The organism is Yersinia kristensenii, from assembly GCF_900460525.1.
Lineage (GTDB): Bacteria > Pseudomonadota > Gammaproteobacteria > Enterobacterales > Enterobacteriaceae > Yersinia > Yersinia kristensenii.
Window position 1 is genome coordinate 2,231,290 of sequence record NZ_UHIY01000001.1, and the last position, 25,102, is coordinate 2,256,391.

Below are 25,102 nucleotides of genomic sequence, written 5' to 3' on the forward strand. Positions count from 1 at the left end.
TTCCAAAGAGAGACGGCAGATCACGCAAAGTGTCGGCTGCCAGCAGTTTTCCCCGCACCAACAACCAAAACAGCAATTTGTCTTTTTGTATACTAAATACTAATATATACTCAGTATATAATTAGCCATCAAGAGAAATATGTCAATGCCAGTAGATCGCCGAACTCGCAAGCGCCTCGCAACACGACAAAGTATATCCACTGCCGCAACCCGCCTTTTTTTAGCGCGCGGTTTTGACCATGTCACGGTAGACGAGATTGCGGCAGCTGCCGATGTTGGGCGCATGACCGTGTTTAATCACTTCCCCCGCAAGGAAGACATGTTTTTTGATCGCGACGAAGAGGTGCGAGACATTCTGCGGCAAGCGATACGGCAGTGCGATCCTGCTGTCTCCGCCATTGAGGCGTTACGTCTACTGGCCCACCGGCTGATTGTGGAACAAAGCCCGTTAGTCGAATTTTCTGTTGCTAGTCAGGGTTTTATCGCGACAATCGAAGCAAGCGAAACCCTAAAAGCGCGGGCGAGGGCGATACGCGATGAATTGGCACAGGTTGTCGCGATGGCGTTAGCTGAATATGCCGGACGAGACCCTGGCGACCCTTCACCAGAAGCCTGTTTAGCGGCTGGATTACTCCTGGCGATGTGGAGTGTCGCTCTTCTTCAGGCCCACCAGACTTTTCGGCTGACACAAGACCGTGAAAAAGCACAAGCGGTTTTTCTCGCGATGATTGATAGAGGAACCCTCGGTCTAAAAGCGGCAATGACGGATACGCCTTATGTCTGAGCGCTCGACAGTAAAAATAAGGGGGAATCGCATTCATTGAAATATAGTGAATCCGGGGTAATTAGCTGTATTCTGTTCTGATGCCAAATATCTTTCGGTATTCCTATGGTAGTGACTGACTTAGATACATTAAATATCTTGAGTACCCCGATCTGGGTGGTATTACCCAAAAATCAGGAAATACTTTTTGCTAACAAGGAAGCTCGAAAAATTGCCGGTAACAACATCCAGTTGCCGCTAGTGCGTTATGGACGTTTTTCAGCTCATGCGCAGCAGCATTTGAGTGCTTATCTCCCCGCGCTGGCTGTAGATGACCACATTGTTGAAATCTGGACTATTCAGGTAGAAAAAAATATCTTTCCTCTGAGCTGTCGGCTCTCTTTAACTCAGCTAGAACCTTATGGGGCGGTGATTATTTTTGAAGGGCTTTATATTTCAGAAAGTGTCGTCACCCAACCGACCAGCCCGAGGCTATTAGCAAAAAGCTATTCTCGCGGTGAGCAGAGTTTTTACGAGCAGTTCTTCAGTACCAATACTGCCCCAATGCTGCTTATTGATCCCTCGAAAGAGGGGCTGATTGTTGATGCCAATCAGGCCGCAACCCGTTTCTATGGTTATCCGCGTGATGAAATGTGCAGGAAGCACACCTGGGAAATCAATAGTATGGGAAGGGATGTATTACCGGTAATGAATGAGGTCGCCAAATTACCCGGTGGGCATAAGCCACTCAATTTTATCCATAAATTAGCCGATGGCAATACTCGCCATGTCCAAACCTATGCCGGCCCAGTTGAGTTGGATGGCATAAGATTGATGCTGTGTATCATTCATGACATTACCGAACAAAAGCGGCTGGAACAGGCATTAGAATATGCCGCGTTAAAAGATCCACTGACCGATTTGGGCAATCGGCGTCAGTTCTTTCCCTTAGTTGAACATGCACACGCCCAGAGTCAGCGCTACGGCCAACATTTCAGTTTAATTTTATTGGATGTCGACCATTTCAAAAGTATTAATGATCAACTGGGGCATCATAAGGGCGATGAGGTGCTGATTTTCCTCGCCAGAACGTTGGAGTCGATCATCCGTGAGTGCGATATTGTTTTCCGCTGGGGAGGTGAGGAATTTACTATTCTCCTACCCTCAACCAATTTGGATGGTGCATTGCAATTAGCTGAATCTATTAGAGAAACTATTGAGATGATCTGCCAACCTAACCTACCACAACTTACGGTCAGCATCGGCGTCGCGCAACATCAGGTGGGGGAAGACACCGATAGTTTGTTTAAACGTATGGATGAAGCGCTCTATCGAGCCAAAGCATCGGGGCGCAACAGAGTGTTGGCCGCATAGAGAGTTAGACCGCCAAATAAGCTAGATAAATAAAAATTAAGTAGATAACAGGCATCGATTGATGCCTTCCAATGTGACTTATTCTAGCGGCAAACTTACCAGTGGTTTGACTTCGCGTAGGACAATAGTTGTTTGCATCTCTTTAATTCCTGACAGTCGACGGATGACCGACATCGCGAAAGTGGAAAAACTGTCGAGATCCTCAGCCACCACTTGCAGTAGAAAGTCCGCATCTCCCGCGACGGCATAGCAAGCAATCACTGGTTTTAACGCTCCCACTTGCATCTCAAACAACTTCGCTTCTTCTTCACTGTGACTGTCAATTTTCACCCGGATAAAGGCCAAAATCCCCAAACCTATTTTCCGGCGATCAATATTGGCTTGATAACCGGTAATAACGCCGCTCTCTTCAAGTTGTTTCACCCGCCGCCAACACGGGGAGGTCGCCATCCCCACTTTGTCGGCCAACTCTTGGTTAGTCATCCGGCCCGTGTGCTGTAATTGCTTTAAAATTTTTATATCTGCCGGTGTTATTAATGATGATGGCATTTTCTACCTGATTATTGTGTTATTTGGGTGTGATTTACCCATATTAGCGGAATAAGGCTAATAAAAGAAAGCACTTACCCACGCCGGAGAGATAAGATCTTTGTACATATCATCAGTAAAAGGGCATGGCTGTGGCAGAACAAATGCGGATCGCAATTATTGTTAATCCTGAGCTTCCGGTTGGCTTGGTTGCCAATACCACCAGTGCGGTGGGAATTGGTCTCGCGGCAAAATTTCCACAATTGGCAGGAGCAGTATTATCCGATTCAGAGGGGAAAGAAATTGATGTTAGCTCAAAATTGCCGGTACCTATTTTGCAAGCAAATGCTGTACAGATGAGAGAGGTGTTGCTGAAAGCGTTGGCGGCCACTCATGAGCGGGCGATTGTGCCTTTTCCTGCATTTGCGCGCTCGATGCACAGTTACCAGGATTATGAAGCCGCGTTTCCATTACGTTCTTTGGCTGATGAACAGTTGGATGGTTTGGGATTGGTGGGGCCGGAGAAGTGGGTGCGCTCATTGACTGGTGCATTAAAGCTGTTGCGCTAAATAGCCGTTTATTGCTGTGAAAATAAGCGGGTTCAAGCATCGAACCCGTTTATGATGGCCAGCTATATATTTATCCGCTGATTACCCTAATTGACTTAACTGTAATTGATGACTGGCAACCCCGTTGATATACAACTTGCGCTGCTCGTGTTCCGGCAGATTAATCGTCAATTCATGCCAGGCAGGTTGATAACTTCCCGTGCGGCTGAAAGTAATATCAATGCGGTGATTATCGGTTGTCACCTGCCAGCTCAGCCATAATGCATAACCTTGCTGCCAGCGGTGACTTTCACCATCATCTTCAAACAGCATCCCACTAGATTGACCGCCCCCTTTGGTCGGATAAAGCGCCAACTCGCGTTGGGTATCTTGCGCAGCATTCACAAAAGCAATACGTCCTGACCGTGGTAGTGCGGCCCCGGCCCGTACCAACAGCGGCAGGCGTTCCAGTGGCGCATCTAAAACAATGGTTTGCCCGCCGCTATACCATTGGCCGGTATGGAAACAATACCAACCGACATGATTATCTGGCAGATAGACCTCGCGCCGGCGTTGCCCCGGCTCCACTACACTGGCAACCAGTAAATCACGGCCCAGCATAAAGTCGTCATTTTCCGTAAACGTGCCGCTATCATGCTCATGATCGAGGAAAGTTGGGCGCAACATCGGCTCATCATCATGAGTGGCTTGCCATTGTAATGTATAAAAGTAAGGTAATAGCCGATAGCGTAATGCCATTGCATCGCGAATCATTGGCGTGGCTGCGGGATACATCCACGGCTCATTGACAGTGTTATCGTCATTCCATGAGTGAATGGTAAATCGCGGATGCATCACGCCGTTTTGTACCCAGCGAATAAATAATTCAGCTTCCGGTTTATCCCCCGAAAAACCGCCGACATCATGACCGAGGTTATACAACCCAGACAGGCTCATGCCCAGCCCCATGCGGATGTTATAGCGCAGCGTTTGCCAACTGGTACGGTTATCACCACTCCAGGTTTGGGCGTAGCGCTGCATCCCGGCACAGCCGGAGCGTGATATTAAATATGGGCGCATATCTGGCGCAAATGCCTGTTGAGCTTCCATTGAGGCCCGCATCATCAGCAAAGGCATTACCGGTCTGATGTGTTTGATGGCAATAGATTCACCGAATCCATTGCATCGCGCTTCGCCATCCCACACTTCGTATTCATTATTATCATTCCAGGTTGAGCCAATACCCAGTTCTAACAGTTGCTTAGTGACGTTTTCCTGCCACCAATCCACGGTTTTTGGGTTGGTAAAATCAAGGTGAGAACCTTCGTCGTCCCAAAATGAGGAGCGCTCCGGCAGCCCGGTTTCGCCATCACAAATAAATAAGCCGCGCTCTGCAACTTCCTGATATTTAGGATGATCCTGCAATAGGCAAGGTTTGATATTGGCAGCCAATTTGATACCGGCTTGCAAAAACGCCTGGCTCATTACTTTTGGCTGCGGCACTTTGTCGTTATTCCAGTTAAAAACATAGCGCTTATTATTGATGGAGGTATAGCCGGACGAGAGCTGGAATGAGTCACAGGGAATATCATGCTGTTGACACAAAGTAATGAACTTTTGTAATTGCACCTGTGCATCGGGGGCATCGGTATAGTGCATGGTGGAGCCGCTATAGCCGAGACTCCATTTCGGGCCAAATTGGGTTTTACCGGTCAGGCGAACAAAGGCTTTAGTGACATCCAGCACTTTCGGGCCGAGGAACATATAGTAATCAAGGTCACCCGCTTCGGCCTGATAACGGCGATAAGCCAGATGATAATTATCAATCTCGTTACCTAAATCCAACCAACAACTGCTTAAATTGTCATAAAACAGGCCGAAACTCACATCATCGCGGCGAGTAATGGTGAACGGAATATGCTTGTAAAGTGGGTCAGTGCTGGCGGCGTTGTACCCCATGGCATCTAAATTACGCATTTCAAAACGGCGACCAGCACGGTTAAGGTCACCGGCTTTCTCACCCAGTCCATAATATTGCTCATTAGGATAGCGGCGTTGATAGTGAGCAATCGCTTCTCCTTGTGGGCTGAGTAAATAAGCGCTGGTTGGTCTATCTGCTGCTAGAGGCTGCCATTCGCCGTGCTGATTTTTATATTCCCACTCCAAATACAGCGGTTGATGAATAGTGGCTCGCAAGCAGTCGGTGGTCACTATCAATTGTTGTTCATGGCGCTGCAACTGATAACCCGGCACGGAGAAACCCGCCAGACTCAGGCGATCACGCCCAGACCACGGAACATCTCCTTCTGGCGCGATGCTCCAGGTGCGGTTCAGTGCCAGCTCGCCATTGCGTTTAATCAGCACGCGGCAGAGGTTTGGCTCTAATACATATAGACAAAATATATGACGGTCATCGACCAGTAGTTCCAGGTGATCAGGATATTCATTGATTAATGACCAGTTTTTTAATGTTTTCATCTTAGTTTATCTCTTAAAGGTATCGCATCAGGCGGCCGGTTGATTTTTATTACGGCGCTCAGCAAACAGGGAGACCAGGAACACGGCACCAATCAAATCGAAGAAGCCCATGGCGATAAATAGTGGGTTAAAGCCGATGGTGTCGGACACGGCGCCGATTAATAAAGTAAACAGGAAGCTGGCTATCCAGGCCGAAGAACCCCGTAGCCCGTTGACAGTAGCAACCTGATTTTTATCAAAAGATTCAACTACTAATGCGCTGAGCATGCAGGAGATAACCTGATGACCAAAGCCGCCAATCGAGATTAATGCAATCGCCAGATAGGGGCTTTGGGTAATGGCAACAAAGGCCAGTGAGACCATCATGAAGGCGCCGGTGACTGAACTGGCCACCACCGAGTTAATGCGGCTGCAACCGAACCATTTTTGATAAAGTTTGGTTAAGTAGCCACTGGCAACACTGCCGATATCTGCCGCGAGGAAGGGCAGCCAGGCGAACATGGCGATTTGCTTCAAATCCATGCCGCGCTCGGTCGCTAAATACAGCGGAACCCAGAAACTAAACACGGCCCAGGCCGGTTCCGCCAGGAATGCGGGGATAGCAATGCCGTAGAATTTCTTGTTTTTACTGAGGATAGCTAAGGATTTTAGGAATGGCAGCCGTGGTAATACAGGCTCATTATCCTGATGAATCAGTTCAAATTCTTCTTTGCTCAGATTGGGGTGGGTATCTGGTGAATGATAAAAACGCCACCATAACAGCACCCACACCATGGCTAAGGCACCGGAGAAAAGAAAGGCGCCTTGCCAGCCGAGAGCAACATGGGCCAGCACGATAATCGGTGGTGCTAACATCGCACCGATAGAGAAGCCGACGCCAGCCCAGCCCGCCGCAATAGGGCGCTCTTTTTTCGGGAACCAGTCCGAAATAGCTTTGGCGTTTGCTGGTGTGGCGGCGGCTTCAGCACTGCCCATAAAGAAGCGCAATACGGCCAGTTGGAACCAGGTGCCCGCCCCAGCGTGCATCATACACACCACCGCCCAAACGCTGGCGCAGATCAGGAACCCCATCTTCAAACCGATGACATCGATTAACCAGCCACAGAGCGGCTGAAATACGGTGTAAGCCAACTGGAATGATGCCACTATCCATGAATATTGTTCAGTGGTCATATTCAGGCTGGTTTTTAATTCAGGGGCGAGGATACCCAGCGAGTTACGGGTAATATAGTTAACAGTAACCCCAAGTAAAAATAGCGCCAGCATCCACCAGCGTAATGACTTTATTTTCCGTCGCCCAACCACTTTTGCGGATTGATTAACCTCAACACTCATCCCAGCCTCCTAGTGTTAGTCGGTAGCAAATTAACCGGACCAACTTATTGTTTTGGTAAGATCCATTTTTGGTTATTAAGATTAAGCTGAGTTTTAATGTGATTTAACTCACGCTAAATTAGGCCAATAAACAATAACAAATTGATATTGTTGATATTTTTATATTTAATCAAAAATAACCGGACTGATAAGTTTTTAAAATTGGTTTACCAAAACTTGATTATTTTGGTTAAAACAAGGTAACTAGCTTAAATTGGCTTTAATACGCGTTTTTTTGAAAAAATTTTCATAAGCTGAGTAATATTTCAGCATTTATATTGGATAGCGCCCTGAATAAGGGATTCATGGGGCATGAAAATTTTTTCATTTGCTAATTTGAGAGAGATCACAAAATGAATGGAAAGCTAAAAATACAAGAAATAGCTAATCAGACTGGCCTTTCAATTAGCACTGTATCCAGAGTTTTAGCCGGCAAAGCGAATACCAGCGCGAAAGCAAAACAGCGGGTTATGGCCTATGCGCAGTCACAGGGGATTTTACAGAATTTATCTAGTGGGCGATTAATGCTCAATAACATTATGGTATTTGCACCACATCGGGCCTTTGATGTGCGCACTGATATCTTTTACTACAAAGTCATTCAGGGAATAACGCAAGCAGTCAGTCAACATGAGGTGATGATTCGCTATTGCGGGCTATCTGAAACTCACTGCGATATCGCTCTATTTCTGGAAAAAATGACCCATCCTCAGACGGAAGCGGCAATTATTATTGGCATCGATGACCCGCGTATTCATACTTTAGCGGCTGGCGTGCATAAACCCTCGGTATTAATAAATTGTCGCGACCAAGAAATGTCACTGGACAGTGTTTCTCCTGATCACCAATTGATCGGTGAATTTTCTGCCAACTATCTGATACAACAAGGGCATCGGCGTATTTTAACCTTGCAATGTTTACGGCGTAATACTATGGAATTGCGGTTGGTGGGAATTAAAGAGGCATTCGCCAGCAATAATATGCATTTTGATGATAACCAACATCTGGTGACCACTCACGGCTTTGGTGCAGAAGAAGCTGAGCAGGCCATCACTGCCTTTATGGCTGGCTGTGAGGATAAGAGCCAACTGCCCACGGCTATCTTGGCGGGGGGCGATTATATGGCGGTTGGCGCTGTTAATGCACTGAATAAATTGAATATAAATGTGCCAGAGAGTATTTCAGTTATGAGCATGGATGGCTTTAATTTGGCAGAAATTCATGATGTTCCGCTCACGGCGGTGCATGTTCCGCGCGATGAATTGGGGGCGGAAGCTATCCAGTTATTACAACGGCGTTTATTGCGGCCCGATGCCCCTTTTAGCAATACTCTTTTGCAAGGCAAATTGGTTGTTCGCTCATCGGTGAAGCAGGTTAATCAGAAAAGAACCCTGCCTGCGGCCAATAAGACGACGGATCAGTTATATGATTTGTAATACTCATGTGATGCCAGAATAGTTTACGCCAATAAGGGGCGATTCCCCACAATCAGGCAGTTAGCGCTATAGTTTATGGTTAGGTTACCCGCTAACGGGATTGAAAAAATCGGGAATAGACATAAATAGGTTTTATCTAAGTCTGATGGGGATATACCTATACTCTAAATAATTCGAGTTGCAGGAAGGCGGCAGGTGAGAGAATCCCGATGAGCTTACATAAGTAAGTGATTCGGGTTATTGAGCGCAGCCAACACACATGTAGCTTGAAGTATGGCGGGTATAATTGAACATTGAATGTAAGGATATAACCGCATGGAATTCAAAGACTATTATGCAGTTATGGGCGTCGAGCCCACAGCTTCCCTAAAAGAGATTAAAACAGCCTATCGCCGGCTGGCACGTAAGTACCACCCGGATGTTAGTTCTGAAGCTAATGCAGAGAGTAAGTTTAAAGAAGTTGCCGAGGCTTACGAAGTATTAAAGGATACCGAGCGGCGAGCTGAGTATGACGAGTTAAGATTGCACCGTAATGACCCAGGGTTTGGCCAGCATCAGTTTGGTCAACGACAGGCTGCTGGTGGTCAACAATGGCACAGCCGTGCCGGTGGCGACGCTCACGACTACTCAGACTTTTTCGAATCCTTCTTTGGTCACCGTGCCTCTTCAGCTAAACACTCATCTCACCGAGCATCTCATGGGGTGCGCGGGCAGGATCTTGAGATGGAGTTCCCCCTCTTTTTAGAAGAAACGTTAGCTGAACAAACTCGGTCGATCTCTTACAAAATACCGACCATTGATGAATCCGGCTTCCCGGGTGCTGAAACCTCGAAGACATTGAAAGTAAAAATTCCTGCCGGTGTGGGTGATGGTGAGCGCATTCGCCTTAAAGGGCAGGGGGCGCCGGGTATTGCAGGCGGAGCCAATGGTGATTTATTCCTGATTATTCGTATTGCACCACATCCGTTATTTGATATTGATGGTCAGAATTTACAAATAGTCGTACCGCTAGCCCCATGGGAAGCGGCATTGGGTGCCAGTGTTGAGGTGCCAACACTGACGGGAAAAATTGCCTTAACCATTCCAGCGGGTAGCCAAAGTGGTCAGCGGTTACGCATCAAAGGCAAAGGTCTGGTCAGTAAAAAAGGCACTGGCGATCTGTACGCAATCCTTAAAGTGGTCATGCCACCGAAACCAGATGAGAAAACGCGGGCGCTTTGGCAACAACTGTCAGAGCAGGCGGCATTTAATCCTCGGACTGGATGGGAGTAACAGAGTATGGCTGATATCGAAATTACCTACACCGTAACTGAATTATGCCAGTCAACGGGGATAATGCAGGATGAATTGGTCGAGGTCGTCGGGCTGGGAGTGATTGTGCCGTTAGAGCCCACGGCCAGGGTTTGGGTTTTTGATGCGGATGCATTGAGCTGTCTGAAACGCGCCCGGCGCTTGCAAAATGAGTTAGATCTGGACTGGTCAGGCGTCGCCATGACCTTGACTCTGCTGGAGAGAATTGACCAGCTCAAGAAAGAAAACGACCAATTGCGCAGGCAGCTCGACCGTTTTGTTCAAACATCTTAATAAGACTAACACGGGTTGGTGCTTATAACAGCCCAACCCGATGCTGACTTTATTTGATGGACAAAACAGAGCGGATATCACTGTTTTTATTCAGATCCCAGACATCCGCCACCTCTTCCAGCTTATGAACTTGGGTGTCAATGCTGATTTTTTGCTGTGCCGCGAGGCTGAAGATATCCGTCACAATTTGTTTCAACTCAGGGATTGGCGGGAAATTACCGGTACCACTGCCCAGTAGGTGCAGATTGGCACTGCGTAAAACGGCGGAAGGAAGCTGTAGCGTCGGAGAGGCCATGGATCCAACATTAACCAAGCGGATACCACGATCTGAATCATTGGCGTGAGATGTTAAATCATGGCGGGTCAGTGCGGCGAAAAGCGCCTCAGTCGCTGGCCCCCAGATATAATCCACAATCACATGGTAACCCGTCGGCCCTGCGGCTTGAACAAATGCGTCCGCCAGCTCCGCTCCTTGTAAGGTCAGATCCACCGTGGCATCGGCCCCCAGTGTTGCCAAAACCTCCTGGCGTCGGCCCGCCGCAATAATTCTACCCGCACCAAGATGACGCGCGGCAGCGATAGCCAGTTTGCCGGAAGTGCCGGTAGCACCCATAATCAGCACTGTTTCACCTGGTTGGATTTTAGCCCGCCAGACAAGGGGCAGCCACGCGGCTAATCCCGGATTAATCAATGCTGCCGCAGTGGCATCATTAACCTCAGGCGGTACCGGGACATACCAAGAGGCGACTGCTTTTTCTGCCATCGCGCCAAAAGGGGGGCGGAATGAAGCAAAATATACTCGTGAGCCATCCGATAGAGACCCAATGCCATCGGTGCCTGGCACAATGGGGAGAATTTTCGGACTTGAATAATGTGTTCCTCTCACTATGGCGCGATCAAGTTGTTTAATACCCGCGGCGATAACATTCACTACTGTTTCACCCGCTATAGGGGTGGGTTCAGCAAATTGCCCCAAAACAGGGGGCTTTCCCAAGGTCTGAACGATTGCGGCCTTCATCATTTCGCCTCACTTTAGTGTGCCATCAAGAATATGTTTCAATCTGCACCTAATTTATTTTGAAGACAATATGTTCAGTAAGTGACTAATTTCCAGCTAAAGACTGCTGACGCCGCCATCGACCCGAAACTCCGTTCCGACCACGAAACTGGATTCATCCGAAGCCAGAAATACTGCTGCGTGAGCAATTTCAGCCGGTGTTCCCATTCTTTTAATCGGCACTAACTGACGAATTTGCTCTGTCAGTTTTTCTTCTTCACTACCGGATAACCCCAGTTTTTGCAGGGCAGGAGTCTGTGTCGGCCCAGGGCTTAGCCCATTAACCCGAATTCCTCTGTCACTCCACTCGCCGGATAATGTCCGCGCAAGAGAAAGTAACCCCGCCTTGCTGGCGGCATAAACACTGCTTTGGGGCAAACCAATATGGACACTTGCCGAACCGCAAAGAATGACAGACGCGGGGTTAGCCAGCAGTGGAAGCAATGATTGCAACAGGAAAAAAGGGCCCTTTAGATTGGTTGAGATGACTCGTTCAAAGCTAGTTTCATCCCACTCCTCTATTGGATTGTGAGTCACATCACCAGCATTGATATAAACGACATCCAGATGTGGCCAGCTTTCAGCAAGTTTAGCCGCCAGTTGCGATTGGTCGGCGATATTGCTGGCATCACTTTTTAATAGCCAAACACGCTCTCCGAGTTCGGCATGTACCGCTTGCAATGCGGCTTCATTTCGGCCGGTAATCGCGACAGTTGCCCCTTCGGCCAGAAACTGGCGCGCAGTTTCCAACCCGATACCGCTAGTACCACCGGTAATCAATGCATACTTATCTTTCAAACGATTCATGATGAGCCTTCCTATTGAGAGCAATGGAGGACTATTTTTAATATAAAAGTATCTAAAGTATAGTAGGTACCAATTTGATACTAAAGATGGAGCAGGAATGTAATGACAGCTTATCAGCCCCTCACACCTAAAAATAAATCGCTATCCGCTAGCGTCATCGCAGAAGAAAAGTGCCCAATGGTGCAATTCGTTGAGCTTATTGCCGGGAAATGGGCAATACCTATTCTCTATCGTTTGATAGTGACTGCTGGCCCGATTCGATTTGGTGAGCTACAGCGGGCGATTGCCCCTATTACCCAAAAAGAGCTGACCCGACAACTGCGTGCTTTTGAGCAACGTGGGTTGGTTCATCGCACAATCTATGCCGAAGTGCCGCCACGTGTTGAATATGAGATTACCTCTTTAGGAAAAACATTAAAGCCAACACTGGACTCTCTGGCGCAATGGATGAGGGATAACCATCGAGAACTTAATAACAACATGTAGTTTGGGTGGTTAGAAATCAAGAATCGGCTTATTTTTTCGTAATCTATCTATTATCTATCGCGTAAAACAAGTTGGATGTACTACATTTAATAGACTGCTCATTAATTGCGCAGCATCGAAAATAACAACAATAATTTGAAGGAGAGAGTATGAGTAAGATAACCGGTTGTTGTTCAGAAGATAGCCATCCTAATAGCCGAAGGACTGTGCTAAAAGCTGCTTTGGGCATCACCGCTGCGGGTGTTATTGGCGGGATTGGGCTAGGGCTACCTCAGATATCATATGCAGCCTCTTTGACACGAGAAGAACGGGATAAATTAACACCCGATCAGATAATAGAGGGATTGAAGCAAGGTAATAAAAGATTTGTTTCCGGGAAAATGCAACAACACGATTATCTCGCACAAAAACGCAGCAGTGCAGAAGGACAATTCCCTGCGGCAGTTATATTGAGCTGCATTGATTCCCGAGCGCCAGCTGAAATTGTTCTGGATACAGGAATTGGTGAAACATTCAATGCCAGGATTGCCGGTAATATTTCTAATGATGATTTGTTAGGTAGCATGGAGTTTGCTTGTGCTGCCGCGGGGGCAAAAGTTATTTTGGTCATGGGGCATACTGCTTGCGGTGCTGTCAAAGGCGCTATTGATAACGTAGAACTTGGCAACCTGACTGGTCTCCTCGATAAAATTAAGCCCGCGATTAAAACGACTCAATTTGACGGTGAGAAGAGTAGTAAAAACGAAAAATATGTAGATGCTGTCGCGAAGAATAATGTGAAGCACACTATTGATGAGATTCGTAAAAATAGTGAAATAATTAATAAATTAGAGAAAGAAGGGAAAGTGAAGATTGTAGGCAGTATGTATAACCTAAATGGCGGTGAAGTCGAGTTCTTCATGTAATAACTCGAGGTTCTCAATTCCCCTTGGGCGCTCTCAAGGGGAATATCAAATTTTTTCAGTTTAATATTAATTTATATATCCTGTAATTTTTTTTATTGACATAACACTCTTGGTCGTAATTAAAATTTGTGGTTATATGTTTAAAGCAAGGGTTGCACGATAAAATAGACATATATAGTGATGAGAGTATTTTAGTTAAACCTTAAGCTATATGAATTATATAAATCAATAAATAGACCTTACAGAGACAAGTAAAAAGTACATATAATGTTATTATTATGTTTCAATAGTAAACAACTTGATTTGACATTATTAAATAATATTTATTTCTTGAGTTTTTTAATTATTATTGTATGTTAACTCAGTGGTTGCGTGTATTTTTCTAAATGAATAAAGTAATGTATAGATATTTGAAATGGAAATATTTCCTTTATATGGCTGAGTTATTTCATCATCATTGTTAATGCATGGTTTAATTGTATCATTATACAATCTGGTCGTTTTTTTCTATCATTGGGATGTTTTTTTGTATAGGAAAGTCATTTAAAATATCAAATATAATTAAAAAATATAATTTAATTGGATTTATTCATTAAGTAAGCACGATACTAATCACTAGTTCTCTTATCACATCTGTAGTGTGATTAATTGTTATTAACTGAGTGAATATATTTGTAGGGGTTATATATGTACGTTGATACAGTCTCTGTTGTTTCTGGTAGTAAGTTTATTGATATTAATGGTAAAGGGGTGATTGACTATGAAAAAGAGATATCACTGGATTGCTGTATGAATAAAATACATTTCCACTCTAAAAAATTAACTATTGATATTAATGAAAAACAAAAGAGATTGGTAATGTGCTTGTTTAATGATGTCAATAGAAAACAAGATATTATTAAGGTTGTATGGTATGAAAATCATAAGAGCATTTCAGATAATAACTATCATCAATTGATACATAAATTCAGAGTACATCTGAAAAATGCTGGTATACCTGATGGAATCGTAAAAACCATAAATAGATACGGACTTAGATTAGATTCAGGGATCTTGAGTGCTATGGTATCAAGTAAGACAACAGATAGGTTTGTTGGATATTAATAATAGTATTCTGTTCTTATATTATATTTCACTAAATCGCGCATGAGAGGTCAGGGTGTTATCATTTTTTAATCTGATAGTCATAACACCCTATAAAATATTAGTTAATAGGAAAAAAATTATACTGGAAATTATTATCATATTGTGCTTTTTTTATCAAGTTAGCGTTGGTTTTAATATGGTGATGGGGGGGAGTAAAAGAACAGTTCCATTATTATATGAAGGTGAATGGGATAACGGAGAAGATATTAACTTGATAAATAAAACTAAAATGGTAGAAGAAATAAAGAATACTATTTTTTTTAAAAGAAAATATAAAGAGGATGATAAAGAAATAATCATAGAGTTTGAAAATATTTCAAACTCACCACTTTATACTGGTACTCTAAAGTTAGTGGGGGTATTAGAGCATACGGATAAGGCAAACTCTATTGCTATTCTAGAGTTTAAGAGGAAACAAAATTTATACTTAGAGGGTGATAAAATAGACGCTATTACTATCATTAAGATATTAAAAGACCGGATTATAGTCAATGAAAATGGAGGGTATTACACGCTTGTAATATTATGATTCAATCACCCTTATGTTTTTATAAAGGGGCTTTTCATGTACTGTAATAATAAAATATTTTTATCCTATGCTAATATAGTTGAGGTTTTTTTAAGATTAAATTTATTTTGTATGAAGTTATTGAAATTTATTATTTTAGCTTCTGCTTTACCTATAGTAGTCTATGGTTCCAGTTTCTCAGCATCATTCAGAGATGCTGATATAAAAGAGTTTATTAATACGGTGAGTAAGAATATTAATAAAACTATAATTATAGATCCCAAAGTTCAAGGAGTGGTTAGCGTCCGTAGTTTTGAACAATTAGATAAAGATAAATATTATCAGTTCTTTCTAAACGTACTTGATGTTTATGGGTACACAGTCGTTGAAATGCCTAATGATATATTAAAGGTCATACCTGCAAAACGTGCAAAAAACTCAGTTGTTCCTCTACAAAAGAATGCAGAAGAAACCCAAGGTGATGAGCTTATTAACCGGGTTTTTAAACTTAAATATATTTTAGCGAAGAACTTGGCTCCATTACTCCGTCAGTTAAATGATAATACTGAGTCAGGAAGCATTATTAATTATGATCCATCAAATGTAATACTTATTACAGGGCGTGCAGCGGTAGTCAATCGTTTATATAGTATTATCGGCACATTAGACCAACCTGGGGATGCAGAGATTGAACTCTATCAATTGAATCATGCCCTAGCTGCCGATATTATTAAATTAGTCAATCAAGTTATAAATCCAGTAAGCACAACTAAAAAAGATTTATTCAATACCGGGAAAGTTATTGCAGATGAGAGAACTAATTCAGTCTTAATCAGTGGTGATAGCCATACCAGAAAAAGAGCTATTAAAATGATAAAGAGGCTTGACCAACAACAAGATAACGATGGAACTACTAAAGTTGTTTATATGAAGTATGCTCAGGCATCAAAGTTATTGGATGTATTAAATGGTGTCAGCAATGGAATTCAAAGTGATAATACTAAAAAATTGGTTGGGAAAAGCAATGCTGGAAATGTGTCTATAAGGGCATATGATCAGACAAATGCTTTAGTGATTACTGCTCATTCAAAAATAATGAAAGAATTAGATCAGGTTATTGAAAAACTAGATGTTAGACGGGCTCAGGTATTGGTTGAAGCTATTATAGTTGAAACTCAAAATGGAGAAGGGCTAAATCTGGGTATTAAATGGGCTAATAAGTTTCATGGGGGGGTTAATTTTCTCCAAAATCCAGATAGAATAAGAGCAAATAATAACAGTGAAAACCCCATACCCACGGTAATATCAGGGTTAACAGCCGGTTTCTACAAAGGAAATTGGGATGGTCTGTTCACTGCTCTGGCAACTAATTCAAATAATAATATTCTTGCTACGCCAAGTATTGTCACTCTAGATAATATGGAGGCTGAGTTCAATGTCGGTCAAGAAGTCCCGGTGCTGACTTCGACACAAACAACGGCTACAGATAAGGTATATAACTCGATTTCGAGACAATCGGTTGGTGTTATGCTGAAAGTCAAACCACAGATAAATAAAGGTGATTCAGTTCTGCTGGAAATTCGGCAAGAGGTATCAAGTGTTGCTGACAGTTCTGGTACTAATGCCAATAATTTAGGTTCGGTTTTTAATAAGAGAGTTGTTAACAATGCAGTATTGGTTAAAAGTGGTGAAACAGTTGTCGTTGGGGGGCTATTAGATAAAAAACTGAGTAAGGTTATAAATAAAGTTCCTTTTTTAGGTGATATTCCTTTAATTGGTCGACTATTCCAGCAGAGGAAAGAAAATATTGAAAAAAGTAACCTGATTCTATTTATCAGGCCAACAATACTCAGAGAGACGAATGATTATAGTAAAGTTACGGCAGATAAATATGCTGAGCATAATAATTTGTATTCTATAGATATAAAAGAACCTATAGAAATATTATCAGATAAAATAAATAATGATGAATTCAACTCTCTTAAAAATGACATAGTAAAATTTTATGAAATGATAGGGGTAAAATATGACCCTAAGTAAATCTGAATTACTGCCATTAGCTTTTAGCTGGGCAAGGGATAATGGTGTTATTTTAGCGCCTGTTAAACAAGGTTACCATATTATTTGCCGTAACTCCGCTTCTCTTGAGGCAATACTTGAAGGTAACAGAGTCGGCAATCAACCTATTGGGCTCCAAATCGTGGCCGATGATGAGTTTGACCTCCAACTTGCTACCGTATATCAAAATAGCTCAGTACAATCACATAAGATAATGAATGCTATAAGTGATGAAATTGCTATTTATTCGTTTAGTGGTGATCTTCCCATTAGTGAGGATTTACTCGATAGTGACAATGAAGCCCCAGTAATAAAACTAATAAATACAATCTTGGTAGAGGCCATTAAGGAATTAGCTTCAGATATACATATAGAATCTTTCGATGAGAAAATAATTATAAGATTTCGTATTGATGGTGTACTAAAAAACATATTAGAACTACAACGTCGAGTTGCGTTATTATTAGTTTCTAGAATTAAAATCATGGCAAAATTAGATATTGCAGAAAAACGTATCCCACAAGATGGCCGTATGGCGCTCAGTTTAGCCGGACGATCATTGGATGTTCGTGTCTCGGTATTGCCAGTAAATCATGGTGAGCGAGTTGTCATGCGCCTATTAGACAAAAATAGCCTTAAACTAGATTTAGAATGTTTGGGGATGTCGAAAAAAAACTGCCACACTATGAAATCATTGGTTGTTAAACCTCATGGTATTATATTAATCGTTGGGCCTACTGGTGCAGGTAAAAGCACTACGCTCTATGCTGCATTAATGGGAATAGATGCATGCGAAAGGAATATCATGACAGTGGAGGATCCTATTGAATTTGACATAGATAGAATTTCTCAGACGCAAGTTAATTCAAAGATCGATATGACTTTTTCACGTAGCTTAAGAGCAATTCTGCGCCAAGACCCTGATGTTATTTTGATCGGTGAAATACGAGATGCAGAAACCGCACAAATAGCAGTTCAAGCTTCTTTAACTGGGCATTTAGTTTTATCAACATTGCACGCTAACAGTGCGATTGGTGCTGTCACTAGACTCAAAGATATGGGCATTGAACCATTTATGTTATCGAGTTCATTGTTGGCTGTTTTATCTCAACGCTTAGTTAGAAGATTATGTGCTGAATGCAGACAACAATACTCTTACCCGCAGGATGCTCTAAAAATGTTGAATATTTATGATCAAACTCCTATGGAGGGACATGGCTTTCGTGCTGTTGGCTGTAATCATTGTAATAAAACAGGTTATCGTGGGCGAATCGCTTTACATGAATTGCTAATTATTAATAACAAGTTACGTGAGGGTATTTATAAAGGGGACAGTGAACTTGAATTAAATAAAGTAGCTAAGGGATATATACGCAGCATTGAGAAAGATGGTATTGAAAAAATAATTATAGGCCTCACGACAATAGAAGAAGTAATGAGGGTAAGTTTAGAAGATAAACATGCCGATATTTAATTATTCAGCTATTAACAATAAAGGTATAAAAATAAAAGGCAGTATTGTTGCTGAAAATATATTGTCAGCCAGACATGTTATTTATCAAAGAAAATTAGTTTTATTAAGTATCAAACTCAAGCATGAAAACTTATTTTTACGCTGGGCTAACAGTATTAAAAAAATAAACAACATGGATCTTGTTTTAATTACCAGACAGATGTCTATTTTAGTTAATGCTTCAATACCATTAGACGAAACACTGGAGATAATTGAAAAACAAGGTGCGAAAAATAATGTTAACAGCGTGATTCATGAGATAAGAAAGAAAATCCTTGAAGGTCATTCTTTCTCCGATTCACTCTCTCAATTTCCGGTTGTTTTTAATTCACTATACAGATCTATGATTGCCGCAGGTGAACTATCAGGTCATTTGGGTTTGGTTCTATCTAAGCTGGCCGATCATATCGAACAAGCATATAAGGTGAGGAATAAAATAATTCAAGCGTTAGTTTATCCTGTTATTTTAATTTTAATATCTATAGGCGTTATAATAATACTATTGTCTGTAATAATCCCTAATATAATTGAGCAGTTTATTTCTTATGATAAAGTTTTGCCATTATCTACTAGAGTCCTCATGGTGACGAGTCATTGGGTTGAAGATAATATTTTGTTCATTGCTATGATTTTAATTGTTGTTTTTGTGGGGGGGTATGGACTATTAAAAATAATAAAGATAAAAATAATTTTTGAATACTATTATCTGAGAATACCAATTTTAGGTAGAGCAATATTTATTTTAAACATATCCAGATATTTAAGAATGATGACAATTTTAAATTCTAATGGTGTTAGTCTGATTAAGACGATGGAAATTAGTAGTTCTGTGGTAACTAACTTATATATAAAACAGGGATTAGAACATGCTGCAAAATTAGTTAGGGAAGGTGGTAGCCTGTCATCATCTCTAGCCCATAGCAATGGATTCTCCCCTATGATTTTACATATGATTGTATCTGGCGAGCGTAGTGGAACGCTAGATATTATTTTGGAAAAAATAACAGATATTCAAGAGCAGGAATTAATTGATAAAATAAATATCTTTGTAATATTAATTGAGCCAATAATAATGATCTTCATGGCTACATTTATATTTTTCATTGTCTTGGCAATATTCCAACCAATACTGGAAATGAATAGTTTGATTTTATGATTTTATCTAAGGATATCTATGGGTAATATTGAAAATAATGGCTTTACATTATTAGAAATGATGGTGGTTATTATTATCTTAGGCTTGCTTGCTAGCTTGACAGTACCTAGTTTAATGGAAAATAAAAGTAGAGCTGACCAGCAAAAGGCATTAAGTGATATCGCAGCAATAGGGAATGCATTAGATATGTATAAGTTGGATAATGGTTACTATCCAACTGAATCGCAAGGTATTATTTCATTAGTTATTAAACCAATAGATCTGCCGATTCCACGTATTTACCCTAATGGTGGATATATTAGACGATTACCAAAAGACCCATGGGGTAACTCATATCTGATGAATAATCCCGGCCGACATGAGGATATTGATATATTCTCAGCTGGTCCAGATAGAGAAGTAGGGACTGAAGATGATATAGGTAACTGGTTAACATCATTAGTAAAAAATGACACTAAAAACGGTTTATAAATAATTGGGCCTTTAGGGTGTAATAGGTGATACTTGCGATATTGCTCGGGTTTCACATTGCTAGAGTCCATACTATCAATGGCAATTTTTTCTGTTGTAGGTATCGGAATCATGGCGATTATTAGTGAACAATTACTATGGGTCAAAACACTCGAAGATAGGGTATCGGCCTCGTGGATTGCGGAGAATGTTTTAGCTCAAATTAAATTGGAAAGAATAGAGCAAACTGAAGATTGGATAAAAGGAAGCGATTTTATTGTCAACAAATTATGGTATTGGCAATCAAGAGAAGTCATAAGTGAAACGATAGGTGTCTTGACGGTTGAAGTTCGTAGCCAAGAAATCAGTAAAGAGCCTATTTTTATCCTGGAAGGGTATCGCGTCATTAATGAATAAACGTCCCGCTCAAGGTTTTACATTATTAGAGACTTTATTAGCTATAATTATTTTTACTTTAATAAGCTTAACTGTTTACCAAGCCATGACTGTTGTTAGCCAAGGAAGTAGCGCAGTTAATAAAAAATCAAAACAGGTCAATAAGTTACGGCACGTGATAAATATACTAGACCATCAAATTTCACATATAATGATATATGTTTATTCACAACACAATCAGACATTTGATAATAGTATCAGGATGGGTGAGTTTTTATTGGATAGTGATGACTTTGGCATTTACTTTTCGTATGACATTAGTATTAATACTGATTTTCCCTACCGCATGGAATCACAAGTATTAGGGTATAGATTAAGGAATAATATTTTAGAAAAACTATCATATCACTTAGATAAAAATCAACCGACAGTATCAAAAATTCTAGATGGTGTGACTGCATTTCGTATTAGAGTTTATCATAAAAATAAATGGTTAAATAAGTGGGACGAAATGGCCCATTTACCTGAGGGAATTGAGTTAACTCTCGAGATGGAAAATATAGGCACTATAAGAAAAGTTATTCTTTTATTAAATAAGACTGTTTAACTAAGGATGAATAAGTGAAACAACGTGGTGTTGCTCTATTACTTGTTTTATCTGTTACTCTATTGATGAGTTTAATGGTTTCTATTGCCTATTTTTATCTAATTGATATGTTTTATTTTGTGGCTAATAGTCAACTTAATCAATCTAACAAAAGATTACTGCTGAGTTCTGAGGATGTTTTGCTAAAGAATATAATTGAAAAAATATCAAATAAAGTAAGTTTTGAAGCTATTCCATCGATGTTATTAACTTCAGAGTCAGTTATAAGAGTAAATAATAGAGATGTGCATTATAAGATAATTGATAAAACAAATTGTTTTAATGTAAATACTCTTCACTACAATCTTAGTTATATTAACAATGATGATTATATCTACCCTTGGTTAGTATTAAAATATCTTCTTCAACTAAATAATATACAATCAACAGTATTAAATGAAATAATAATGGATTTTAACCATGCTTATCAAGATAGTTCAAAACAGAGAAATATTAATAATGGATATAGCCATTCAATATTAGCTATAAGGAATGCTCTCTTAGTGGGTGACTCGATAGGTAGTTTACTTAACATTGATGATGAGGATTTTTTGAAAATAATCCCATTTCTTTGCTATAGAAATGATACAACATTATTAATTAATATAAATACTCTTGAAGCTAAGCATAGCCCATTATTACAAGCCATTTTTATGAATGAAATAAATGAAATTGATATTAACAAACTAATATTGTTTAAATATAATAATAAACTTGAAATTATTGAGTCGTTTTTTGACTTCATTGTAACCAACTCCATTATAGATATAAATAATATTAATAAAATTAGAGATATTAATAGATTGAGGTTTTTACATGATGAATATTATTTCTTATCTATTTTTAGGTTAGAGAGTAAGGGGGGAGTGCATCAGTTAATGAGTCTTTTTCATATGAATGAGAAAGATGTTACTGTATTACAACGGAGATTGAGCTTTAGTGAAGAATATAAAAAAAGTAGATTACCCTCGATCAACACTAATGATTAGGTTGGGGAACCATACAAGTGATCCCATTTATTGGTATGCCAAAATAGAAGAGGGTGAAGAATATGGAATGATAGATCATTATACTGAATTGAAGAGCATTTCTATATGGTTTAATTGTGATGTTAAAATATTAATTCCCGCTAGTTTTGTTATTTTTAGAAGAATTAGGATAAAGAATAAAGAGATATTAAATAATAAAAAATCCCTTGCTTTCTCTATTGAGCGTTCGATTGTTAGTAATATAGAAGATTTCCATGTAGTGATACTAAAAGCAGATAGTACTTTTTGTTACATAGCTGCCATTGAGCATGAGTTAATGAATGTTTGGTTAGGGTGGTTAAAGGATGCAGGTATATCTGCGACCGCTATGATCCCGGATGTATTAACATTACCATTTAGTGATGGAAAATGGTTTTCAATAAAATTAGATAATGAATGGATAATAAGAAACGGTGATATGTCGGGTTTTTCAATTAAGGAAGATATATTTGAAGTGTTATATCGGTCAAAGTCATTATCTCTTCCTGAAAATTTACTTAGCCACCATAATGTTCAAACAACCGACTCTCATTCAATACACTATCGCGAAGTACTACGCATTATGGTAGATAATCTTGAAAATAATAATGTTAATTTATTGAGAGGAAGATACTATCGGCATAGAAAAAAAATTATTCATAATGCGCCTATGTATAGAACTATTCACTTGTGTTTTTTATTATCTATAGTTATGTGTTTAAATTCGTGGTTTTATAAAATTGATATATTACGAGATATCCATATGCTAAATGTAGTCTTACAGGATTTTTATACTCAATATCCGGCCATGAAAAAATATGAGGAAATGGAAAGTATTAATGTTCATGAGAGTATATATCATACTCATATGATAGGTCATGACTTTATTCATTTTCTGCATGTGGCGAGTGAGGTTTTTGGCAAGACTGATGCCACTATAAATAGTATTGTCTTTGATAAAAAACAGAATAAAATCAGCTTTAATGTAGCAGTGTCGAAGGGGAGTGAGATAGATGTAGAATTAAAAAAAGTAGATGAAAAAAGTGAAGGATTTAGTGTTTTAAAAAAAATAAATGATAATGGAACTCGCGATATAATATTTGAATACTGTTTATGAAATCAAACAAAAATAGTTCAGTTTTATTATCATTCAAACCGAATATTGTTTTTTTTATTGCACTTATCATTTTTTGTTTTGCTATGAAGTTATCATGGGAAAATAAAAGAAATTCACAACAATACGATATATTAAACAGTAAGGTTACCAGTCTATCATCTATTGCTGAGAGGCTAAAGATGAAAAGGAATTCAAACTCTGGAGTTAGTGAACTTTCTAGTGAAAGCTTGAATGATACATTAATGAAATTATTTAATGAAAACTCTATTGCATTAAAAATTACTTATTTACAACAAAACTCTATTTTATTGGAAGTTAAAATGGCTGATTTTTCTCAACTTCTTAATGTCTTTCTTATACTATCGCAAGATGAAAGATTTGAAATAATTAACGCTAATATAACCATTAATAAAGATAATGATTATGTTAATGGTTATGTGACTCTATTATGTAAATGATAAGAAGGTATAGAATAATATTATGATTGATATACACTTTTTTACCTGGCTTTTAATTTATATTTCTCTTGGGGTATGTGTGGGAAGTTTTTTAAATGTTGTTATTTATCGTCTTCCTATTATGCTTTTAGATGCTGTTCCTGAAAATATTATAAATAAAAAAGAGGCCGATACTTTTAAACGTGGGTTTAATTTGTGCTTCCCTAAATCATTTTGTCCACATTGTTATAGCCCCTTGCCACTTAAATATAATATACCCATATTGGGGTGGTTTTTTTTACGAGGTATGACTAAATGTTGTAACCGAAAAATAAATCCTCGTTACATCATTGTCGAACTATTGACGGCATCCCTGACTTTGATTATCGGTTTTTTTGTTCAAGATGTTTATTTAGTCTTTTGTAGTTTGTTATTAGTTTGGGCTCTTATTGCTTTGGCCTTTATTGACCTTAGCTACTATATTCTTCCCGACTGTATTACATTACCATTACTCTGGTGCGGGCTTGTTTTAAATATAAATGATACTTTTTCATCCTTGTCATTTTCAGTTCTTGGTGCAGTAATGGGTTATGTATTTTTATGGCTACCTTATTGGATATTTAAACTATTAAAAGATATTGATAGTATGGGATATGGTGATTTTAAGTTAATGGCGGCCTTAGGGGCTTGGTTTGGCATAACGGCGATACCTTTTCTGGTTTTATTTTCCTCCAGTTTGGGTATTATTTCCTATGTGGTTATTGATAGATTTTCAAATGAAAAAAGAAAATTCATAGCATTCGGACCTTATATCTCGTTAGCTGGTGTTGGATATATTTTTTGGGGTGATTATATTACGAGTTTATTATATTAATAAAGCGTTTAAGGATTTTTTCAAGTTCATGACATTTTGTCTTGTCATCTATCTTATGTGATTTTATTTCTTCATATCTTATCTTAGTCAGAGTCGCTATTTTTGTATGAAACTCATAGGTACTTTTCTCTTTATCTTTTCTCAGTGCTTTAATTGCCACATTGATTATCTCCTTTTCATTAGGTAGACCTTCTCGCAAACATATTTCCTTTAGAAAATGGATGCCCGATGTAAGGGCCGTTATTTTTTCTATTACATCTTCATTAAATGAATTTTTTTTATTATTTGATTCACATCCAAAAATAATTGGTATGATTAATAAAACAAGTTTGTATTTTTTGGTTTTCATGTGTGTCTTCTATAGAGTAAGTTTATTTTTATTACTACTTTGCAAATTGTATCTTATAATTTATAAAATAATGATTTACATTTTTTATTACTAATCTATTTTTTT

Annotated in this window: 26 protein-coding genes; 20 read left to right on the forward strand and 6 right to left on the reverse strand. The window is 39.8% G+C overall.

The window, feature by feature from the left end; all coding sequences use genetic code 11:
• The first annotated feature begins 139 nt into the window (after positions 1-139).
• Together DX162_RS10195 and DX162_RS10200 are read left to right on the forward strand one after the other, a co-directional pair.
• Entirely contained in the window at positions 140-784 is a 645-nt protein-coding gene (locus DX162_RS10195) for a TetR/AcrR family transcriptional regulator (protein WP_004392611.1), read from the forward strand.
• 105 nt (positions 785-889) lie between these two features.
• On the forward strand, positions 890-2,137 hold the full coding sequence (locus DX162_RS10200; RefSeq protein ID WP_004392610.1) for a sensor domain-containing diguanylate cyclase: 1,248 nt from the start codon (positions 890-892) through the stop codon (positions 2,135-2,137).
• 78 nt (positions 2,138-2,215) lie between these two features.
• Here DX162_RS10200 and DX162_RS10205 read toward each other — a convergent pair whose 3' ends face one another.
• Positions 2,216-2,686 (reverse strand): Lrp/AsnC family transcriptional regulator, encoded by a 471-nt coding sequence (locus tag DX162_RS10205; RefSeq protein ID WP_004392609.1) that lies wholly within the window; start codon positions 2,684-2,686, stop codon positions 2,216-2,218.
• Positions 2,687-2,811: 125 nt separating this feature from the next.
• On the opposite strand from DX162_RS10205, the gene DX162_RS10210 reads away from it, so the two are divergent.
• Complete coding sequence (locus DX162_RS10210) at positions 2,812-3,234, forward strand: DUF2000 domain-containing protein (protein WP_004392608.1); 423 nt, start codon at positions 2,812-2,814, stop codon at positions 3,232-3,234.
• Between the two features lie 81 nt (positions 3,235-3,315).
• Here DX162_RS10210 and DX162_RS10215 read toward each other — a convergent pair whose 3' ends face one another.
• Entirely contained in the window at positions 3,316-5,691 is a 2,376-nt protein-coding gene (locus tag DX162_RS10215) for a glycoside hydrolase family 31 protein (protein WP_004392607.1), read from the reverse strand.
• Positions 5,692-5,718: 27 nt separating this feature from the next.
• Entirely contained in the window at positions 5,719-7,026 is a 1,308-nt protein-coding gene (locus DX162_RS10220; protein WP_004392606.1) for an MFS transporter, read from the reverse strand.
• A gap of 392 nt (positions 7,027-7,418) precedes the next feature.
• Here DX162_RS10220 and DX162_RS10225 point away from each other — a divergent pair, with 392 nt between their 5' ends.
• From DX162_RS10225 to cbpM, 3 genes are all read left to right on the forward strand, one after another.
• Positions 7,419-8,501 (forward strand): LacI family DNA-binding transcriptional regulator, encoded by a 1,083-nt coding sequence (locus DX162_RS10225; RefSeq protein ID WP_004392597.1) that lies wholly within the window; start codon positions 7,419-7,421, stop codon positions 8,499-8,501.
• A gap of 315 nt (positions 8,502-8,816) precedes the next feature.
• Positions 8,817-9,773, forward strand: a complete 957-nt coding sequence (gene cbpA, locus DX162_RS10230; protein ID WP_004392596.1) for a curved DNA-binding protein — start codon at positions 8,817-8,819, stop codon at positions 9,771-9,773.
• Positions 9,774-9,779: 6 nt separating this feature from the next.
• A complete protein-coding gene (gene cbpM / locus DX162_RS10235) occupies positions 9,780-10,085 on the forward strand; it encodes a chaperone modulator CbpM (RefSeq protein ID WP_004392595.1) in 306 nt (101 codons plus the stop codon).
• Between the two features lie 49 nt (positions 10,086-10,134).
• Here cbpM and DX162_RS10240 read toward each other — a convergent pair whose 3' ends face one another.
• Positions 10,135-11,103, reverse strand: coding sequence for a quinone oxidoreductase family protein (locus DX162_RS10240; RefSeq protein WP_032820879.1), 969 nt, complete (start codon positions 11,101-11,103; stop codon positions 10,135-10,137).
• Between the two features lie 96 nt (positions 11,104-11,199).
• Positions 11,200-11,949: an SDR family oxidoreductase gene (locus DX162_RS10245; protein WP_004392593.1), complete on the reverse strand. Its 750-nt coding sequence runs from the start codon at positions 11,947-11,949 to the stop codon at positions 11,200-11,202.
• Between the two features lie 102 nt (positions 11,950-12,051).
• Between DX162_RS10245 and DX162_RS10250 the strand changes: the two genes are divergently transcribed.
• The 14 genes from DX162_RS10250 to DX162_RS10315 all read left to right on the forward strand — a co-directional run bounded on the left by DX162_RS10250 (position 12,052) and on the right by DX162_RS10315 (position 24,648).
• Positions 12,052-12,435, forward strand: coding sequence for a winged helix-turn-helix transcriptional regulator (locus tag DX162_RS10250; protein WP_004392591.1), 384 nt, complete (start codon positions 12,052-12,054; stop codon positions 12,433-12,435).
• Positions 12,436-12,584: 149 nt separating this feature from the next.
• Entirely contained in the window at positions 12,585-13,340 is a 756-nt protein-coding gene (locus DX162_RS10255) for a carbonic anhydrase (protein ID WP_032820877.1), read from the forward strand.
• 687 nt (positions 13,341-14,027) lie between these two features.
• A complete protein-coding gene (locus tag DX162_RS10260; protein WP_032820876.1) occupies positions 14,028-14,444 on the forward strand; it encodes a winged helix-turn-helix domain-containing protein in 417 nt (138 codons plus the stop codon).
• Positions 14,445-14,622: 178 nt separating this feature from the next.
• Positions 14,623-15,015 carry a type II secretion system protein N gene (locus tag DX162_RS10265; RefSeq protein ID WP_004392589.1) on the forward strand — a complete coding sequence of 131 codons (393 nt, stop codon included), beginning with the start codon at positions 14,623-14,625 and terminating at the stop codon, positions 15,013-15,015.
• 111 nt (positions 15,016-15,126) lie between these two features.
• Entirely contained in the window at positions 15,127-17,034 is a 1,908-nt protein-coding gene (gene gspD, locus DX162_RS10270) for a type II secretion system secretin GspD (RefSeq protein ID WP_004392588.1), read from the forward strand.
• Positions 17,021-18,526 carry a type II secretion system ATPase GspE gene (gspE, locus tag DX162_RS10275; protein WP_032820873.1) on the forward strand — a complete coding sequence of 502 codons (1,506 nt, stop codon included), beginning with the start codon at positions 17,021-17,023 and terminating at the stop codon, positions 18,524-18,526. The genes gspD and gspE overlap by 14 nt, the downstream gene beginning before the upstream one ends.
• On the forward strand, positions 18,513-19,721 hold the full coding sequence (locus tag DX162_RS10280; protein WP_032820872.1) for a type II secretion system F family protein: 1,209 nt from the start codon (positions 18,513-18,515) through the stop codon (positions 19,719-19,721). The genes gspE and DX162_RS10280 overlap by 14 nt, the downstream gene beginning before the upstream one ends.
• Positions 19,722-19,739: 18 nt before the next feature.
• Positions 19,740-20,192 carry a type II secretion system major pseudopilin GspG gene (gspG, locus tag DX162_RS10285; RefSeq protein WP_004392584.1) on the forward strand — a complete coding sequence of 151 codons (453 nt, stop codon included), beginning with the start codon at positions 19,740-19,742 and terminating at the stop codon, positions 20,190-20,192.
• Between the two features lie 33 nt (positions 20,193-20,225).
• Positions 20,226-20,588 (forward strand): type II secretion system minor pseudopilin GspI, encoded by a 363-nt coding sequence (gspI, locus tag DX162_RS10290; RefSeq protein WP_086017149.1) that lies wholly within the window; start codon positions 20,226-20,228, stop codon positions 20,586-20,588.
• Positions 20,581-21,174 carry a type II secretion system minor pseudopilin GspJ gene (gene gspJ, locus DX162_RS10295; RefSeq protein WP_032820871.1) on the forward strand — a complete coding sequence of 198 codons (594 nt, stop codon included), beginning with the start codon at positions 20,581-20,583 and terminating at the stop codon, positions 21,172-21,174. Before gspI ends, gspJ begins: the two co-directional genes overlap by 8 nt.
• A gap of 14 nt (positions 21,175-21,188) precedes the next feature.
• Complete coding sequence (locus DX162_RS10300; protein WP_004392581.1) at positions 21,189-22,202, forward strand: type II secretion system protein GspK; 1,014 nt, start codon at positions 21,189-21,191, stop codon at positions 22,200-22,202.
• Positions 22,153-23,337: a type II secretion system protein GspL gene (gspL, locus tag DX162_RS10305; protein WP_227744196.1), complete on the forward strand. Its 1,185-nt coding sequence runs from the start codon at positions 22,153-22,155 to the stop codon at positions 23,335-23,337. The genes DX162_RS10300 and gspL overlap by 50 nt, the downstream gene beginning before the upstream one ends.
• Positions 23,334-23,795 (forward strand): hypothetical protein, encoded by a 462-nt coding sequence (locus DX162_RS10310; RefSeq protein WP_098081117.1) that lies wholly within the window; start codon positions 23,334-23,336, stop codon positions 23,793-23,795. The genes gspL and DX162_RS10310 overlap by 4 nt, the downstream gene beginning before the upstream one ends.
• Before the next feature lie 22 nt (positions 23,796-23,817).
• Positions 23,818-24,648 (forward strand): prepilin peptidase, encoded by an 831-nt coding sequence (locus DX162_RS10315; RefSeq protein ID WP_004392578.1) that lies wholly within the window; start codon positions 23,818-23,820, stop codon positions 24,646-24,648.
• On the opposite strand, the gene gspS is transcribed toward DX162_RS10315, so the two are convergent.
• Positions 24,629-24,997 (reverse strand): type II secretion system pilot lipoprotein GspS, encoded by a 369-nt coding sequence (gene gspS / locus DX162_RS10320; protein ID WP_098081120.1) that lies wholly within the window; start codon positions 24,995-24,997, stop codon positions 24,629-24,631. The genes DX162_RS10315 and gspS overlap by 20 nt on opposite strands.
• Positions 24,998-25,102: the final 105 nt, after the last annotated feature.

Bases quoted from the DNA above. Each gene is read 5' to 3' on its own strand.
- DX162_RS10195 (WP_004392611.1), top strand. From the start codon at position 140: ATGTCAATGCCAGTAGATCGCCGAACTCGCAAGCGCCTCGCAACACGA.
- DX162_RS10200 (WP_004392610.1), top strand. From the start codon at position 890: ATGGTAGTGACTGACTTAGATACATTAAATATCTTGAGTACCCCGATC.
- DX162_RS10205 (WP_004392609.1), bottom strand. From the start codon at position 2,686: ATGCCATCATCATTAATAACACCGGCAGATATAAAAATTTTAAAGCAA.
- DX162_RS10210 (WP_004392608.1), top strand. From the start codon at position 2,812: ATGGCTGTGGCAGAACAAATGCGGATCGCAATTATTGTTAATCCTGAG.
- DX162_RS10215 (WP_004392607.1), bottom strand. From the start codon at position 5,691: ATGAAAACATTAAAAAACTGGTCATTAATCAATGAATATCCTGATCAC.
- DX162_RS10220 (WP_004392606.1), bottom strand. From the start codon at position 7,026: ATGAGTGTTGAGGTTAATCAATCCGCAAAAGTGGTTGGGCGACGGAAA.
- DX162_RS10225 (WP_004392597.1), top strand. From the start codon at position 7,419: ATGAATGGAAAGCTAAAAATACAAGAAATAGCTAATCAGACTGGCCTT.
- cbpA (WP_004392596.1), top strand. From the start codon at position 8,817: ATGGAATTCAAAGACTATTATGCAGTTATGGGCGTCGAGCCCACAGCT.
- cbpM (WP_004392595.1), top strand. From the start codon at position 9,780: ATGGCTGATATCGAAATTACCTACACCGTAACTGAATTATGCCAGTCA.
- DX162_RS10240 (WP_032820879.1), bottom strand. From the start codon at position 11,103: ATGAAGGCCGCAATCGTTCAGACCTTGGGAAAGCCCCCTGTTTTGGGG.
- DX162_RS10245 (WP_004392593.1), bottom strand. From the start codon at position 11,949: ATGAATCGTTTGAAAGATAAGTATGCATTGATTACCGGTGGTACTAGC.
- DX162_RS10250 (WP_004392591.1), top strand. From the start codon at position 12,052: ATGACAGCTTATCAGCCCCTCACACCTAAAAATAAATCGCTATCCGCT.
- DX162_RS10255 (WP_032820877.1), top strand. From the start codon at position 12,585: ATGAGTAAGATAACCGGTTGTTGTTCAGAAGATAGCCATCCTAATAGC.
- DX162_RS10260 (WP_032820876.1), top strand. From the start codon at position 14,028: ATGTACGTTGATACAGTCTCTGTTGTTTCTGGTAGTAAGTTTATTGAT.
- DX162_RS10265 (WP_004392589.1), top strand. From the start codon at position 14,623: ATGGTGATGGGGGGGAGTAAAAGAACAGTTCCATTATTATATGAAGGT.
- gspD (WP_004392588.1), top strand. From the start codon at position 15,127: ATGAAGTTATTGAAATTTATTATTTTAGCTTCTGCTTTACCTATAGTA.
- gspE (WP_032820873.1), top strand. From the start codon at position 17,021: ATGACCCTAAGTAAATCTGAATTACTGCCATTAGCTTTTAGCTGGGCA.
- DX162_RS10280 (WP_032820872.1), top strand. From the start codon at position 18,513: ATGCCGATATTTAATTATTCAGCTATTAACAATAAAGGTATAAAAATA.
- gspG (WP_004392584.1), top strand. From the start codon at position 19,740: ATGGGTAATATTGAAAATAATGGCTTTACATTATTAGAAATGATGGTG.
- gspJ (WP_032820871.1), top strand. From the start codon at position 20,581: ATGAATAAACGTCCCGCTCAAGGTTTTACATTATTAGAGACTTTATTA.
- DX162_RS10310 (WP_098081117.1), top strand. From the start codon at position 23,334: ATGAAATCAAACAAAAATAGTTCAGTTTTATTATCATTCAAACCGAAT.
- DX162_RS10315 (WP_004392578.1), top strand. From the start codon at position 23,818: ATGATTGATATACACTTTTTTACCTGGCTTTTAATTTATATTTCTCTT.
- gspS (WP_098081120.1), bottom strand. From the start codon at position 24,997: ATGAAAACCAAAAAATACAAACTTGTTTTATTAATCATACCAATTATT.